The 15,994-nt window shown below is 60.3% G+C and carries 14 protein-coding genes and 1 pseudogene; 7 read left to right on the top strand and 8 right to left on the bottom strand.

Going from position 1 to position 15,994, the window contains the following annotated elements; translation table 11 throughout:
• Window positions 1-17: 17 nt before the first annotated feature.
• The 5 genes from NKH12_RS13240 to NKH12_RS13220 form a co-directional block, all read right to left on the bottom strand.
• Window positions 18-1,349 (bottom strand): UDP-glucose dehydrogenase family protein, encoded by a 1,332-nt coding sequence (locus tag NKH12_RS13240; RefSeq protein ID WP_352953515.1) that lies wholly within the window; start codon window positions 1,347-1,349, stop codon window positions 18-20.
• Between the two features lie 61 nt (window positions 1,350-1,410).
• Window positions 1,411-2,280 carry an endo-1,3-1,4-beta-glycanase ExoK gene (exoK, locus tag NKH12_RS13235; protein WP_352953539.1) on the bottom strand — a complete coding sequence of 290 codons (870 nt, stop codon included), beginning with the start codon at window positions 2,278-2,280 and terminating at the stop codon, window positions 1,411-1,413.
• Window positions 2,281-2,444: 164 nt separating this feature from the next.
• On the bottom strand, window positions 2,445-2,843 hold the full coding sequence (locus tag NKH12_RS13230; RefSeq protein ID WP_352953514.1) for a hypothetical protein: 399 nt from the start codon (window positions 2,841-2,843) through the stop codon (window positions 2,445-2,447).
• Window positions 2,844-3,121: 278 nt separating this feature from the next.
• A complete protein-coding gene (locus NKH12_RS13225) occupies window positions 3,122-4,135 on the bottom strand; it encodes a glycosyltransferase family 2 protein (protein WP_352953513.1) in 1,014 nt (337 codons plus the stop codon).
• 424 nt (window positions 4,136-4,559) lie between these two features.
• Window positions 4,560-4,901, bottom strand: coding sequence for an exopolysaccharide production repressor protein (locus NKH12_RS13220; protein WP_352953512.1), 342 nt, complete (start codon window positions 4,899-4,901; stop codon window positions 4,560-4,562).
• A 535-nt stretch (window positions 4,902-5,436) separates the two neighbouring features.
• Between NKH12_RS13220 and NKH12_RS13215 the strand changes: the two genes are divergently transcribed.
• On the top strand, window positions 5,437-6,111 hold the full coding sequence (locus tag NKH12_RS13215; RefSeq protein WP_352953511.1) for a sugar transferase: 675 nt from the start codon (window positions 5,437-5,439) through the stop codon (window positions 6,109-6,111).
• 163 nt (window positions 6,112-6,274) lie between these two features.
• Complete coding sequence (locus tag NKH12_RS13210; RefSeq protein WP_352953510.1) at window positions 6,275-7,483, top strand: polysaccharide biosynthesis/export family protein; 1,209 nt, start codon at window positions 6,275-6,277, stop codon at window positions 7,481-7,483.
• A 154-nt stretch (window positions 7,484-7,637) separates the two neighbouring features.
• Here NKH12_RS13210 and NKH12_RS13205 read toward each other — a convergent pair whose 3' ends face one another.
• Entirely contained in the window at window positions 7,638-8,900 is a 1,263-nt protein-coding gene (locus NKH12_RS13205) for an O-antigen ligase family protein (protein WP_352953538.1), read from the bottom strand.
• A 202-nt stretch (window positions 8,901-9,102) separates the two neighbouring features.
• Here NKH12_RS13205 and NKH12_RS13200 point away from each other — a divergent pair.
• From NKH12_RS13200 to NKH12_RS13185, 4 genes and pseudogenes are all read left to right on the top strand, one after another.
• Window positions 9,103-9,230 (top strand): annotated as a pseudogene (locus NKH12_RS13200) (LuxR C-terminal-related transcriptional regulator); the annotation flags it as partial.
• A gap of 133 nt (window positions 9,231-9,363) precedes the next feature.
• Window positions 9,364-10,293, top strand: coding sequence for a TIR domain-containing protein (locus tag NKH12_RS13195; RefSeq protein WP_352953509.1), 930 nt, complete (start codon window positions 9,364-9,366; stop codon window positions 10,291-10,293).
• Window positions 10,294-10,488: 195 nt separating this feature from the next.
• Window positions 10,489-11,241 (top strand): SDR family NAD(P)-dependent oxidoreductase, encoded by a 753-nt coding sequence (locus NKH12_RS13190; RefSeq protein WP_352953508.1) that lies wholly within the window; start codon window positions 10,489-10,491, stop codon window positions 11,239-11,241.
• A 48-nt stretch (window positions 11,242-11,289) separates the two neighbouring features.
• Window positions 11,290-12,627, top strand: coding sequence for a glucoamylase family protein (locus tag NKH12_RS13185; protein WP_352953507.1), 1,338 nt, complete (start codon window positions 11,290-11,292; stop codon window positions 12,625-12,627).
• 106 nt (window positions 12,628-12,733) lie between these two features.
• Here NKH12_RS13185 and NKH12_RS13180 read toward each other — a convergent pair whose 3' ends face one another.
• Window positions 12,734-14,170 carry an aldehyde dehydrogenase family protein gene (locus NKH12_RS13180; protein ID WP_352953537.1) on the bottom strand — a complete coding sequence of 479 codons (1,437 nt, stop codon included), beginning with the start codon at window positions 14,168-14,170 and terminating at the stop codon, window positions 12,734-12,736.
• Between the two features lie 176 nt (window positions 14,171-14,346).
• Here NKH12_RS13180 and NKH12_RS13175 point away from each other — a divergent pair, with 176 nt between their 5' ends.
• On the top strand, window positions 14,347-15,378 hold the full coding sequence (locus NKH12_RS13175) for a hydroxyacid dehydrogenase (protein WP_352953506.1): 1,032 nt from the start codon (window positions 14,347-14,349) through the stop codon (window positions 15,376-15,378).
• 30 nt (window positions 15,379-15,408) lie between these two features.
• On the opposite strand, the gene NKH12_RS13170 is transcribed toward NKH12_RS13175, so the two are convergent.
• Window positions 15,409-15,894, bottom strand: a complete 486-nt coding sequence (locus NKH12_RS13170) for a hypothetical protein (RefSeq protein WP_352953505.1) — start codon at window positions 15,892-15,894, stop codon at window positions 15,409-15,411.
• Window positions 15,895-15,994: the final 100 nt, after the last annotated feature.

Here is a 15,994-nt window from a genome sequence, read left to right as displayed (position 1 = left end):
GCTGGACCACCCTATCGTCACGCCGCCATTCTGCCGATCGAGTGATATTCGATGCCGTAGCGAGCGATGACCTTCGGGTCGTAGAGATTTCGGCCGTCGAAGATGATCGGCGTGATCAGCGCATCCTTCATCGCGTCGAATGACGGCGCCTGGAAGTTCTTCCACTCGGTGGCGATCATGAGCGCATCGGCGCCACGCAGCGCTGCCTCCTTGGTCCCGCACAAGAGCAGATCTTCGCGCAGTCCATAGATGGCCTGGCATTCCTGCATCGCCTCGGGATCGTAAGCCTGCACTTTCGCACCGGCCTTCCAGAGCGCTTCCATCAAGACACGCGCCGGCGCCTCGCGCATGTCGTCGGTATTGGGCTTGAAAGCGAGGCCCCACAGCGCAAAGGTCTTGCCCTTCAGATTGCCCTTGAAATAGCGGTTCACCTTGTCGAACAGGACCGACTTCTGGTCGTTGTTGCGTTCCTCGACCGCGCGCAGCAGCTTGGCATCGAACTTGACGCCTTCGGCGGTCTTGATCAGGGCGCGCACGTCCTTGGGGAAGCATGAGCCGCCATAGCCGAGGCCCGGATAGATGAAGTGGTAGCCGATGCGCGGGTCGCTGCCGATGCCCTTGCGGACTTCCTCGATGTCGGCGCCGAGTTCCTCGGCCAGGTTGGCCATTTCGTTCATGAAGCTGATCTTGGTCGCCAGCATGCAATTGGCCGCGTATTTGGTGAACTCGGCGCTGCGCACATCCATCACGATCATCTTCTCGTGGTTGCGATTGAATGGAGCGTAAAGCTCACGCATCACCGCCTCGGTATCCTCACTGCCGGTGCCGACGATGATGCGGTCGGGCTTCATGCAGTCGGCCACCGCGGAGCCTTCCTTGAGGAATTCCGGATTGGAGGCGACGTCGAAACCCAGATCCTCGCGGCCCCGCGCCTTCAGCGTCGCGGCAATCCTGGCCTTTATCTTTTCGCAGGTGCCGACCGGCACGGTCGACTTACCGACGACGATCTTGGGCGCGTCCATCTCCCGGCCGATGGCCTCGGCAACGGCCAGCACATATTTGAGGTCGGCCGAACCATCCTCGCCCGGAGGCGTGCCGACGGCGATCATTTGTATCTGGCCATGCTTGACGGCGGCCGCGGCGTCGGTGGTGAACTTGATGCGGCCGGCCGCGTGGTTCTCCTTGACGAGGTTTTCGAGCCCGGGCTCGAAAATCGGGATGAGGCCCTGATTGAGCCGCTCGACCTTTTTCACGTCGATGTCGACGCACACCACCTGGTGTCCGACTTCGGCAAGCACCGCCGCCTGCACGAGACCGACATAGCCAATTCCAAAGACCGTCAAATTCATTTGGTTTCATTCCTGTTCAAGACTTCGGAGCGCTTTCGGTCCGGCCGGTTCAGATTAATCTTTACTTTATGCTGCATGCCAGCGATTCCGGAAACTGGCATGGCTGGCCGAGCGCCGTGAATGCGACGCGATCCACTTGCATGGTGAGTTTGCGGCCCGGATCCGAAAACGGCCCCATCCATTCCTTCAACGTGTCGCTGCCCCAGAGGCTGAAGAATATCTTTTGCGCATGGGTGGGCAGCTTTGCCGGATCGGTGATCGTGTTCACCAGTTGGCCGTTGACGTACCAGCGCAGCCGGTCCTTCTCCCAGACGAAGGCGTAGTCGTTAAAAGCCTTGTCGGTGCCGCCAGCTACATTCACCAGTTTCTCGTTGTTGCCCTTGCCGGCTATGTAGGCGTTGACCTGCACCTTGGAGGTGTCCTTGGTCAGCACCTCGAAGTCGATTTCATCCCACGGCTGCTTGTCAGTAGGGCCGATGTAGGTGAAGAAGGCTGCATTGATGCCGGAGGCCGCATCGGTTTTCATCCGCGCCTCATAGGTGCCATAGCCGAAGCGCTGCTTGGTCTGGACCTCGCCGCAGGCAAAGTCGCGGTCCTTTAGTTTCCGCTTTTCGAAACCGAGCGTCAGCATGCCGTCGGAAAGCCGGACCTGGCTTTTGGACCAGGTGCAGTTCTGGTGCTTGCCGTTCGTCCAGCCGTCGGCAATGTACCAGCGCGCACGATCGAAGCTGGTGAAATCATCGACGAACGATGGCGCGGTCGGGATGTCCTGCGAATGGGAAGGGGTCGGGCCTGCAATCAGGCTGCCGAGTGCGAGCAGCAGAAACGCGCCGCGCGAACATAGCTGCCTCAGGTTCCCTTGCCTGATCGAGCGCGTGAACGGCCTGCCGCCGGCTGCGGGGGTGGACGTGCTTTTCGGATCCGCGTTCATACCAAACTCACCTTTGTGCTGCGCCCCCAACCCAAAGTCGACGTTCAAACCATGACGAAACGAGCTGACCTTGACCTTCTGCCAATACCTTCCTTGTGCTGCCTCTTTACTTGCCCAGTGACACCACACCTCCTGCCTGTGGGCCCACCCAGGGATCTCGAAGTTCACCCTGTGTCGGCGGCCGGCTTGGCAAAATCAGCCTTGGCGGTCGAGCTACGCTGGGCGCCTTCGTCGAAGATTGCATCCAGCGAATGACGGAGATCCTTCATCAGTTCGTTCTGGCGTGCGAGCGCCGCGATGCGTCGCTCGTAATTCAGGATCGACTTCGTCAGTTCGCTCACCTCGGAGGATCTGCTGGAGGAAGCCGCACCATTTTCCATCGCCTCGACCAGGAAGGCCGCGTTGGTGGCCTTTGCCCGGTAGCGATTCTCGAGGCCGTTTTTCTCCGCCTCGACCTCGGCTGCGATCTGGTCAAGCAGCTTTGCCAGGCGGTCAAGGCGCGAGATGTCGGTCTGCCTGTCTCGAGCCGGATCCCTTGATCTGAAGCCAAATATCGAGGCCATGCGCTCAGTTTCCTGTCATAGCCGGCCTAAGGCTATCCCTGCGTCCGGCCGGGCCAAAAAGTCTTGTCGCATCGTCCAGCTCCTCTGACAGGGGACATTTTCGGACCGATTCAAACAGCCTATCAAAACAGCCTATCAAAATTGCTGCACCGCAACATACATGCCATCCCCAAAGCGAGTAGGCAACCACCTAGTGCGGCGAAACGGAAATTCGCATCACTTTGAGGCAGGGTAAGGACCTGTTGACATGATCGGCATGGCGCCGGTTGCGGACCAGCTCAAGTCTCGCCGACCGGGCTGGTTGCGGCCATGAGAAAGCGCAGCGGCGGCACAGGCTGTCTCGAGCCAAAGCCGGCGCGGCGAAACAACGCATCCAGCTTGTCTGCGGCCACGCCGCGAACGATAGGGATGAGGTTTGATTGGCTGGCCAGGGCGTAGGCCGCAGCCGATGTCAGCCCCTTCTCGTTCTTCACGTCGAGGAAGTTTCGTAACCGATATTTGTTGCGGACCTGCCGTTCATGCCTTCTGAGCACGGCCTTAGAGCGTTCCGGCAAACTGTCGATCGCCAGCAGCGCCAGATCCGCGTCGGCCAGACGCTGGAGGTCCTGCGTCTTGTGCTGGCCGCTCAGCGAATCCGCGCGAACGATCGCGCCATAGCCGCAGGATCTGATGACCTTGAAGCGCGCCCCGCACGCAACCGCGCGCGCATAGAGTTCATAGTCTTCGCCCAGACGCAGGTTTTCGTCATAGCGCAGCCCATGGCGGTCAAGAAATGCGCGGCTGATCACCGGTTTGAGGAAACCCAACTCACCCCTCTGCACACGGCGACTGGAAATGTTGCCTTCGATGAAACGCTCGAAATCGAGAAATTCCGGATCGGCCGAAAACCGCGGAGCGGTGATTTTTGAGACGTCGGTCGCCGCATCGTCCCTGATCATCATGATGTTGTCCGCAGCGAAATCCCAATCGGCGCTGGCGAACAACTCGCGAAATCTGCCCTCGAGAAAAAAATCGTCGGCGTCCAGAATGCTGATGAACGGCGATTGGGAGCTGGCGATCGCGGCGTTGCGGGCGAAGGAAGGACCGCCGTTGACCTCGAGCCGGATGACGGAAAGCCTGCCGCTGCCATCGTCGGCCGACCGAGCGACTTTCGCGGTATCGTCGGTGGAGGCGTCATCGACGACGACGACTTCGGCCACCTCCGGCTCGCGCAATGCCGATGCAATGGCAACCGGGATTGTCCGCGCCGCGTTGCGGACAGCGATGACCACGCAGACCTGGGGTTCTGTCATCAATTCGCCTCTCGACTGCACGGTAGCTCCGATTTCCTCGCTGGTTCCCCGTTGAATGGCCAATGCAGCTCTCGTCCTCACTGACTGTCCGGCCGTTAAAAAGCGCCAGCCAACGCTTATGCTGCAAGTGCGAAGCAAAGCATCGTCAAAATCATTCGCTCCGTCCAGTCTTTCCTGTCGGTATCGTCATGGCGCAAATCGATGGGCGGTGAAATGCCCGCGGATCGACGGACCGCTTCGCAAACCGTCCCTGCTCACTCTGGATGGAGCCGTCAGCGCACTCGAATCGCTGATCACCAGTCGATCGACAGAATTTAGGCAATATTAGGGGTCGAGGCTGAAGAAAAATCCGGAAGCCGGTTGTCCAGGATGCTGTCGGGCGAGCAGTCCGCCAGGAACCCGGCCGACGCTACCTGCCGTCAGGTCAGTGGAGGCTTCTCCTGGCACTGAACTTCTCGCCATCGGCCGCTTCGGCCGAACTCAGCTTTCGTTCGGCATCGCGAATCTTATCAGCCGACGTCGGGGTATTTCTGGCAACCATGACGAAAACCAGCAGAAAGTAGCCCAGCTGGATGACAATGGCGCAGGCTATAGCGCGAAAAAGCGTTGCGCCAAGCGAAGCGCCGTCGAGATAAGACCAGGCGACCACGATCGCCAGAGCGAAAATCATGCCGACAATGAATTTTGGTAGCGACATACCCGACAGCCCGTCAACCTGCTCGGGCAAAAATCGACGATTGACCCACCCCGAGCCTCCCTTCGCCATGCGAGCTTGTTGAGGCCACTCGCTTTCTTTGGCCGGTTGCTTCCGGCCTTCTCACGCTGTCCATACTCTGACAGAAACAATTTGCAACTCTATTAAGATGGGCAATAGCGGGCAAGGCCAACGGCAAATTATTTTTGATAAGTTCGCGGGATCGACTCTGCCATGTTGCGATGCACACACCGGTGTCACGACCAATCACCCGGTATGGACTCACATCAGTAAGAGCCACAATATTAATCAGTATTTTACTTTAAAATCTCTCTATATTTTACAAATCTACAGAGCCACAATGCTCAAGGACGAGGCACAAAGAGCGAATCGCCCAAAATCAGCCTCAAAAAGGCACTAAATTTTTCAAGGTTGCCCATAATTTGTCACAAACTGCCCATAAAGGCCAAAATTTGTGCAGGATCGGTTTATCATTTAGTCAATTCATGACGTGATTATTTCAGGCGCTCAAGGAATTGTGTGTTGCGATGCAGCATTTTTTTGATATTGTGTGGTAAACCATCCGTTCAACGTATGGAGTTTACGCATGAGGGACGTAGCCAAGCCGGCCAACGCGGATTTTTCGCAGGCCGGTATCGACTTTCCACCAATCGGCGGCCTGCTCAAACGCAGCTTCGATATTGCCGGTTCACTGATTGGCCTGGTTGCTCTCAGTCCGCTGTTTGTGATGGTCGCGCTGCTTGTCAAATTATCCGACGGCGGGCCGATTTTCTACGGTCACAGCCGGATCGGTCGGGGAGGACGGATTTTCCCGTGCCTCAAGTTTCGCACCATGGTTCAGGATGGCGAACGGGTGCTGGCGGCATATCTTGCCGCCAACCCGGAAGCCAACGCCGAATGGGTAGCCACCCGCAAGCTCAAGAACGATCCGCGCGTCACGCGCGTCGGGGCCGTGCTGAGGAAGCTCAGCCTCGATGAACTGCCGCAGATCATCAACATCCTTCAGGGTGACATGAGCCTAGTCGGTCCTCGCCCCGTCGTGCGCGACGAGCTTGAGATATACGGCAGTTCGGCCGTCTATTACCTGAAATCGCGCCCCGGCCTGACCGGGCTTTGGCAAGTCAGCGGCCGCAACGACGTTTCCTATGACAGCCGCGTCGCATTCGATCGCCACTATGTCGAAAACTGGTCACTGTTCGAGGATATTCGCATCATCATCAAGACCGTGCCTGCCGTCTGGATGTCGCGGGGCTGCTACTGACCGGCCGGGAGCCGGTTCTGTGTGGAGGAGTGACAGTCCAGGCGCCAAACATTCTGCAGCAAGTTTCATCGGGCGGGGCTAAAACGGATCGGAAAACGTTCAGTTGAAAACAAATACCTTCGAAATCCCCTGCGTCGGCAATCGCATGCGGCGGATGCGGCTTATGACCACTTGCCTCGCGCTGGCGCTCACCATTCCCCAACTCGCCGCCGCCGATGAGTACCGGCTTGGATCGCAGGACAAGCTGACCATCCGCGTGGCCGAATGGCAGACCGTTGAAGGCACGTTCCGCGACTGGACGGCCGTCAACGGAGAGTACACAGTCGGCCCGGCCGGAACATTGTCCGTGCCGTTCGTCGGCGAAATGCCGGCATCCGGCAAGACCACATCCGAGATCGCGGCAGCGATCGGCCAGGCGCTCCAGCGCAAGCTCGCTCTGGCGGACCGGCCGGAAGCCTCCGTCGAAATGGCGCAGTACAGGCCGTTCTACATTTCCGGGGAGGTCCAGACGCCTGGCCAGTATCCTTACGTGCCGGGCCTGACCGTCCTGAGGGCGATGAGCATCGCCGGCGGTGTCCGGCGAAGCCCCGAAGGGCAGCGGTACGACCGAGACATGATCAATGCCAAGGGCGAATTTGACGTTCTCCAAGACCAACGGGTCCGGCTGATCGTCAGGCGCGCACGCATCGAAGCGGAGATCGCGGACAAGCCGACATTCGACGTGCCGAAGGAGGTGGCTGACGATCCGAAGCTGGCAAGCATCGTAGCCGACGAGATGGCGATCCTGACGGCCGATCAAAAGAATCTCAAACTGCGCCTTCAGGCGCTCGACGATTTGAAGATGCTGCTGCAGAGCGAGATCGATTCGCTGCAAAAAAAGATCGTCAACCAGCAGCGGCAGGTCGACCTGGCAAAGGAACAGCTCAGCGGCATCGGTTCGCTGGCGCAAAAGGGCCTTGTCGTCAACACGCGGGTTCTGAATTCGCAACAAACGATCGCCGACCTGGAAGGCCAGATCCTGGATTACGAAACGGCCATCCTCACCGCCAAGCAGTCGATCAGCAAGGCTACCCAGGACGCAATCGATCTGGAAAACACCCAGAATGCGGGCCTCGCCACCGGCCGGCAACAGGCAGAAGCCGATCTCAGCGAAACAATGCTCAAGATGAACATGCAAACAGGCCTGATGGCCGAAGCCATGGCGGGGGACCCTGCGTTGCAACGCTATCGCGACGGCGAAGAGCCAACGATGTCGTTTGCCCTGGTTCGGGTGGTCGACGGCAAGACCAGCGAAATCGCCGCCAGCGAAGACACACCCGTGCTGCCAGGGGACGTGATCAAAGTGAAGCTGGCGCCAATGGCTAGCCAATAGGCCTTCAAGCGATCGAATACCCAAACATCAGCTGACGCTCAAAGGGAGCGTCATGCCAAGGCCGTCCGCATAGATGCACGCTCCTCAGCGAGGAGTGGCTATGTTTGACGCCATTTTTAACAGACGAAAATTACGGCGACATCCAGCGCTTTTCTTAGCTCTTTGCGGTTTCTGGGTCCGCGAGGCTGGCCGCAGTCCACCGAGGACGAGCGACCGGCACCCTCACCAGCTTGAAGTAGCTGTAATACAGGAGGAAGGAGCCCATGATGTAGGGGGTCAGGGTCTCGACCTCGACGAAGGACCGGATGAACAAAAGCACCATCACGCCGGCAAGAATCACAGACTCGGCTTGCCATGTCCTGAATATCAGCGCCGATATGTGGCCCCACAGCGTGCGCACGATGATCAGCGAAATCAGCGTCGCCCCGACATAGCCAAGCTCGACGAGGGCTTCGATATAGGTGTTGTGGAAATGGAAGCCGCCTCGGGTCGTGATGTAGAATTCGTTCCAAAGCCGCTCGGCCTCGGCGAAACCCTGCACCCAATAGGCCGCGTAGCCGACGCCGAGGATCGGCGCTTGCTGCGCCGCATTCCAACCCTGCTCCCAGAGATAGGTCCGTCCGGTGAGCGTGGAATCCTTTCCGAAGACGCCAAGGACGAAATCCAGAAGCCCCGCAAAGGCAACCGCGGTGACCGCGACCAGCCCGCATGCGCCGACCAGGAAAATCACCCGTCGGTAGCGGAGCGAAAGCTTCTTCGCCATGGCAAGCAGAGCGACCAGAGCGAGAACTGCCGGTATCGAAGCCATCGAGGTGGCTGAATGCGAAATGACCAGCAGATAGGCCGACAGGACGAGGACGGGCGCCGTCAAGAAAAGGCTGATCCGGCCGCGCCTGAGGAAGGCCAGGAAGACAATGCAGAAGTAGATGCCAAGGGACGCGACAAAGCCGATCTGGTTCTTGGAGCTGAACGCGCCGACGAAATTGTACGTCCCGTCGAGAACATCATAGGAATAACCCCCGACCATGAGCGAATAGAGCAGGACGAGAAAGATCCCGATCAGTGAGCCTATCGTCAATGTCCGGACGCTGACGGTGCGCGCGGCGATGTAGGCGCAGGCGATATGGGAGCAATACTGGATTGCCGTTCTCAACGTGATGCCGGGGGCATCCGACCAGAACACCGAGAGGCAGACGTAGACTGCAAACGCCAGCGGCAGCCACGCGTTGGAGACATGTCGCAACAGCCGCCGGCAGTCCACCAGGATGAGGGGAAGCCAGACCGCATAATAGGCCAGGATCAGGATCTGGCCGAAAACGGAGGAGTAGGAGAACGCCCAAATGGAGATGGCAACAGCAAATGTGCCATAGACCGTGCTCTTCTCCGGGTCGACCAACAGAGATTTTGGAATCTTCATCTCGGTAGCGAATTCCCGTCCTTGCAGTTCAATGCCGATTCGCCGCCGCGCCATGCGCGAACGCTTCCATTGTGCAGTGCAATATAACCCATCCCCTGCAGCCTGTCACCCAAATGAGGCAAAAACAGCCATAAGGCGGTAGAAGGCCACGACAGGCCGTGCGGCAAGAACCCAAGCATCCCGGCCGGCTTCTGGACCAAACATTGCCGCACGGCTGGGCATCACTGTCAGCACCGTCAAGAACCATCGCCGCCGTATTTATGAGAAGCTCGGCATCACACCGCGCGGGAATTGTTTCTGCAGTTCTTTCAGCACCGGACCGAAAAATAGCAGCCGGCATTCCTTGCATCCGTTGCAATGAATGAGGCCCTCCGCGTACGCTATGTCGGGAACAACCAGACGATGGCCGCAAGGATAATTGGCAGACGCTGGTCATCCCGATCTGCTGGGTTGGAGCAAACGGATGGACAAACCTCGAATCTTCCTCGGCTCGTCGGGGAAGCAGAAGAAACTGCTGCAGGCGCTGACACGCGGTCTTGAAGACATCGCGCATGTGGAACCCTGGACGACATCCTTCAATCCGGGGACAACCACACTGGAGCGCCTCCTCGAGCTTACGCGTGAAGTCGACTTCGCTGCTTTTGTGTTCGCCCAGGACGACTGGACAAGCACGGCTCTGCCGGCATCGCCTGCTCCCGTATCCGCTCAAGCCTCACCGCGAGACAATGTGGTCTTCGAAGCCGGCCTTTTCGGCGGAGTCCTCGGAATGCGCCGAACATTCATCCTCCATGCCAATGGCTCCAAGCTTCCAAGCGATCTCCTCGGCCTCACCTCCGTAAGGTATGGCGAGGCGACGACCGGCGCGGAGATGAGGGCGATCAACCAAAAGCTTCGGAATGCGATCGAGAATGAAAGTCGCGTCGCCCGCATAGAGGGCTTCTGGTGGCAGTTTTCCCTGACGGAGCGCTCCGCGAGGGAGCCGTCCGCCGTGAGCCTCTTGCGTATCTCGCGAGACCGCGATGGTGCGCTGGAGCTAACCGGCCGCTCATGGCAGGAGAATGGCAGTCTGTCCGCGAGACACTGGAGCGAAGCGGTAAAGGAGAGAAAGGAGCCTCCCGGCATCTTCAACTTTTGGAATGGAGAACGGCCCTTGGACGCGAACGCGTCGCAGTTGTACGGGACAGGAGAGATCCGGCTGGAGTCCGCCGATCGTGCGTCCGGGTACTTCACCACACGAGCCGACACACCGCCAAAACTGAACGCGCGCACCTCCGGTGTCTATCTGCGCGCCGATCCTGAGGACTTAAGCATCTTGGACGGCCGCGACAATCAGCAGCGCGTGGAGTTGATCGCAGAGCGGCTGAGCCATTGGAAGTCGATCAAGAACGTCTGAACTGTGCGCATGGGAGTCGCTCGGACGGCCCTGCCGCCGACCGCAGCCCCAGTATCATATGGAGAGTAGCAGCCAGGAGGAGCTTCTCAACCGCCTGCTCCTGGCCCACCACGAACCTGTTCGGAGGCTCCAGACTCCGGCTTGAACTTCTCTGTCGTTGACTTCACATTCGCCGCCGATTGGGAGGACGAGCACATGACGATGAGTTTTGCGGGACGGTTTGCCGGACGATCGGCCGTGATCACCGGCGGCGCCTCGGGCATCGGCCTGGCTGTCGCGCAAAGAATCGTTGAAGAGGGCGGACGCGTTTGCGTCTGGGATCGTGACCCCACCCAGATCGAGCAGGCCAAGGCTGTCATTGCCGATTTGCATAGCGTGACTATCGACGTCGCCGATCCCGTGGCGGTCGAACAGGCCGCCCGGCAGACGATCGATGCCCTTGGCGCGGTCGATATCCTGGTCACCAGTGCCGCCATCACCGGACCGAACATGACGACCTGGGACTATTCGGTGGAGGATTGGCGCCGGGTCATCGACATCAACATCAACGGCGTCTTCTTCTGCAACAAGGCGCTGGTTCCGCATATGCTCGAGCGCAATTACGGCAGGATCGTCAACATCGCCTCGATCGCCGGCAAAGAGGGAAACCCGAATGCGTCGGCCTACAGCACGTCAAAAGCGGCAGTGATCGGCCTGACCAAGTCGCTGGGCAAGGAACTGGCCAAGACCAAGGTGACGGTGAACTGCGTCACGCCGGCGGCCGTGCGCACCGCGATCTTCCAGCAGATGAGCCAGCAGCACATCGATTTCATGCTGTCGAAGATACCGATGGCGCGGTTTGGCGAGGTCGAAGAGGTGGCAGCGCTGATCTCGTGGATCGCTTCCGAGGAATGCTCCTTCACGACGGCTGCCGTCTTCGACGTTTCCGGCGGCCGGGCAACCTATTGAAGCACGTCAGGCGCGATCTGCCGCCGGCCAGACTGGAGTTCACGTCGTTTGCTTAGCGTCGAACCTCCACTGTCCGACGAAGATCTGCTCGACCGCTTCCAGCGCGCGGCCTTCGGCTATTTCCTGGAAAGCGTGAACCCGGAGAACGGGCTGGTCGCCGACACCTCGCGACCAAATTGGCCGGCAAGCATTGCGGTCGTCGGCTTCGCCCTGTCCTGCTATCCGGTCGGGGTCGAGCGCGGCTGGATGACGCGAGATGCAGCCTTGAAGCTGACGCTTGCCGCACTGCGTTTCTTCTGGAACAGCCGGCAAGGCAATGGCGACGGCGTCACCGGCCACAAAGGTTTTTATTACCATTTCCTCGACATGCGGACCGGCCTGCGCGCCTGGCGATGCGAGTTGTCGGTGGTGGACACGGCGCTGCTGATCGCCGGCGTGCTCGTGGCTGGCGCCTATTTCACAGCCGACACTGACGACGAAACCGAAATTCGCGACCTGGCAGAAATGCTCTACCGGCGCATCGACTGGCGATGGATGCAAGGCAGCAGTCCGACCCTGCGACAGGGCTGGAAGCCGAAGAGCGGTTTTCTGCGTTATGGCTGGGAAGGCTACAACGAAGCGGCGATCCTCTACGTGCTGGCAATGGCCGCCCCTGACAAGCCAGCCTCGGACGACAGCTATGCCGGCTGGACGGCGACATATCAGTGGGAAAACATCTACGGCTACGACGTGCTCTACGGCGGCCCGCTGTTCATGCACCAGTTCTCGCATGCCTGGATCGACTTCGACGGCATTCGGGACGCGTTCATGCGGGAGAAGAACTCGGACTATTTCGAAAACAGCCGCCGCGCGACCTACCTTCACCGGGAGTATGCGCGGCACAATCCCTCTGGCTACGATGGCTACGGCGAAGGACTTTGGGGTCTTTCGGCGGGTGACGGACCCGGCAAATTCCGCGTGCGAATCGAGCAGCGGCCGCGCAAATTTTCCGGCTATGCGGCGCGCGGCGCACCGTTCGGCCCTGATGACGGAACGATAGCGCCCTGGTCGTATCTCGCATCGCTGCCGTTCGCGCCGGAAATCTGCCTGCCGGCGCTGCGTCACCTCAGAGAGCGCCACCCTGAGGTGGTCGACAGTTTCAGGATGCCGAGCGGCTTCAACCCGACGCTGGCGAACCGGCGGACGTTCGGGCCGAACGGCTGGATATCGGATGCGCATTACGGACTGGACCAGGGCATCGTCGTGCTGATGATCGAAAACCACCGCTCGCGCCTGATCTGGAACCTGATGCGGTCGAGTCCGCATATCCGTCGCGGCCTGTTCAAGGCCGGGTTCAGCGGCGGCTGGTTGTCGCAGCCGGCGAGCCCGAGAACACCTGCTGAATGACGGCTGCTGCCCAGCTGTTGCTGTTGTGTCGGGCACGAAGACGTTCGCCCTCCCAGCAACTCGCGCTTGCTGGGAAGGACGTTCGATTTCGTCTGGCTTGATTTACTTAGCCGGAGAACGTGTAGGCGGTCTTTACCGTAGTGTAGAATTCCGCTGCGTAGCGGCCTTGCTCGCGCGGGCCGTAGCTCGATCCCTTGCGGCCGCCGAAAGGCACATGGAAGTCGACGCCCGCCGTCGGCAGATTGACCATCACCATGCCGGCCTCCGAGTTGCGCTTGAAATGCGTGGCGTGCTTGAGGCTCGCTGTGCAGATGCCCGACGTCAGCCCGAACGGCGTGTCGTTGGCCACCGCCAGTGCCTCGTCATAGTCCTTGACGCGGATGACGTTGGCGACCGGTCCGAAAATCTCCTCGCGTGAAATGCGCATGGCGTTGGTGGCTTGCGTAAACAGCGCCGGCTGCAGGTAAAAGCCGCGGGTTTCGCCGTCGAGCCGTTCACCACCGAAGGCGAGATCGGCGCCTTCCTGGCGGCCGATGGCGATGTAGTCTTCGTCCTGCTTCAACTGGCTCTGGTCGACGACGGGACCGATCTGGGTTTTGGCATCGAGAGCGTCGCCGACGACCAGCTTGCCCAGGCGATCTTTCATCGCGTCAACGAAGCGGTCATGGATGCCATCGGTCACGACGAGGCGGGACGATGCCGTGCAGCGCTGGCCGGTCGAGAAATAGGCGCCATTGATCGCGCAGTCGACGGCGACGGCAAGATCTGCATCATCGAGCACGACAAGCGGATTCTTGCCCCCCATTTCGAGCTGGAACTTGCGCATGTGCTTGACGCTCGCGGCAGCGACGCGCTTGCCGGTGCCGACCGAACCGGTGAAGGTGATGGCGTTGAGGTCAGGGCTGTCGAGCATGGCCTGGCCGACCACCGAACCCTTGCCCATGACGAGATTGAGCACCCCCTTCGGCAGGCCGGCGCGGTGCAGGATGTCGACAATGGTCCAGGCGCTCTCCGGAACCAGCTCGGCCGGCTTGAAGACGATGGTGTTGCCGTAGGCCAGGGCTGGTGCGATTTTCCACGCCGGAATGGCGATCGGGAAATTCCACGGCGTGATGATGCCGACGACGCCGACCGCCTCCCGCGTAATCTCGACACCGACGCCGGGCCGCACGCTTGGAACCAGCTCGCCCGAGAGGCGCAGCGTCTCACCAGCAAAGAAATCGAAGATCTGGGCTGCCCGCACGGTCTCGCCAATGCCCTCGACCAGCGTCTTGCCTTCTTCGCGCGCCAACGCCCGGCCGATCTCATCTTTACGCGCGGTGATCTCGTCCGACGCCTTCCTCAGCACCGCATGGCGTGCCAGCAGGCCCGATCGGGACCAAGCCGGAAATGCCGCTTTCGCCGCCGCGATGGCCTGCCGGGTCTGCTCGGCGTCCCCCGACGCATATTCGCCGACCACGTCGTCGAGATTGGACGGGTTGATGTTGCGGGAGCCGGCATCGCCCACCCACTCGCCACCGATGAGGTTCTTTCGAAACGGGATCATGTCGCTGTCTTCCTTGTCGTCCTTCGATTGCCGTCTATCTGGACCACCGACCGCCACACCGCAAGGCCGCCGGCGGCAAAGTTCTCTTGCTCGACAGGCATGTGCTAGGTGTCGAGGCGGTAAAAGTTGATTCTAGTGTGGTGCGACGCGGATCGCGCCAGGAGGAAACCGCCATGTCCGACAGCGCGTTGCCGCTGGTGATCAGCGCGCCCGAGCCACGCACGCTCGACCTGATTTTCACGCCCGAGGCACTGGCGAGATTCCGCGCCAAATACCGCATCGTCGAGACGTCGCCCGAAGCCGTCGCGGCCCTGCCGGCCGATGTGCTCGCCGAGGCGCGCTACATTGTCGGCCAGCCGCCGATCGCGCCGGAGACGCTCGACAAGATGCAAGCCCTGCGCTGCGTCTTCAATGTCGAGAGCAACCTCATCAACAACATGCCGTATGAAACGCTGTTTTCGCGCGGCATTCATGTCGTCACCACCGGGCTGGTGTTCGCCGAGCCCGTTGCTGAGCTCGGCCTTGCCATGGCGCTCAACCTCGCCCGCGACATCGTCGACGCCGACCTCGCGTTTCGTGAGGGCAAGGAACTGTGGGGCGGCGACGGCAACCGGACCGCGCGACTTCTGTCCGGCGCGGATGTCGGTATCATCGGCTTCGGCGATCTCGGCCGCGCGCTCAACCGGCTACTGTCAGGCTTTCGCACGCGGACCAAGGTCTTCGATCCGTGGCTGCCGCCGTCGATCCTCGTCGAGAACGGCGTCGAGCCGGCTACGCTCGACACGGTTCTGTCGACCAGCGATTTCGTCTTCGTCGTCGCTTCGGTGACCAGCGAAAACCAGGGATTTCTCGGCACTGAGGCCTTTGCCAGGATGCGCAAGGGAGCCGCCTTCATCCTGCTCAGCCGTGCCGGTGTGGTCGATTTTCCGGCGCTGATGGAGGCCGTTCGCAGCGGCCACATCGTCGCCGCCAGCGACGTGTTTCCGGAAGAGCCGCTGGCGCAGGATCATCCCGTCCGCTCGCTGCCCGGCTTCCTGCGTTCCGCCCACCGGGCCGGCGCGCTCGACATCGCTTTCAAGCGCATGGGCGACATGGTGCTGGAGGACATGGACCTGATTGACCGGGGCCTGCCGCCGATGCGTTCGAAGCGGGCCGAACGCGAAACCGTTTCACGGATGCGTTCGAAACCGGTCGACAAGAATTGAGCCGTCAAAGCCAGCGCCTGCACGGGTTTCTCAGATGGTGAACGACCAGAACAGGCAGGCCAGCGTCGCTGCGGCGAAGACGACAAAGAACAGGCTTCTCAGCAGGATATTTCGGCGCAGCTCGTTCATGAAGAGATGGCAGCCGACGATGGCGACGAGAAACAGGAACCGCCAGTTCAGCAGCGCAGGCAGGATATTGCTTCGATCGAAAGCCCATCTGGCGGCGAGGCCGCCAATGATAGCCGCGAACAACACGACGACTGTCCAGAAGACCGCATCCGCGGCGTTCGTTAGGACGACGCCGGCGGCCCTGATCGGCAGGATCATCATCAGCAGCGCGCTGAAGAAGTACACGGCAGCGAGCGGGATAAACGTTCCGGCATCGGCGATGTCGTCCAGGCGTTTTGCGCCGATCGCACCATAGGGATAGCCATGCCTGGCCACTGCCAGGCTGAGCGCCATCAGCAAAGCCGTCAATATGGCAACCAATGCGAATGAAGTGAGGGCTTTGCTCATAAGGGTCCTGTTCGGAACGAATCGAATAAGGACGTTGGTAGCCCATGGTTTGTAAATTGCTGGTAAGCGTCGAGCCCGGCGTGACAGAGTTTCTCGACGC

Source organism: Mesorhizobium sp. M1322, assembly GCF_040318085.1.
Lineage (GTDB): Bacteria > Pseudomonadota > Alphaproteobacteria > Rhizobiales > Rhizobiaceae > Mesorhizobium.
This window is presented reverse-complemented; position numbering and strand designations above follow the sequence as displayed.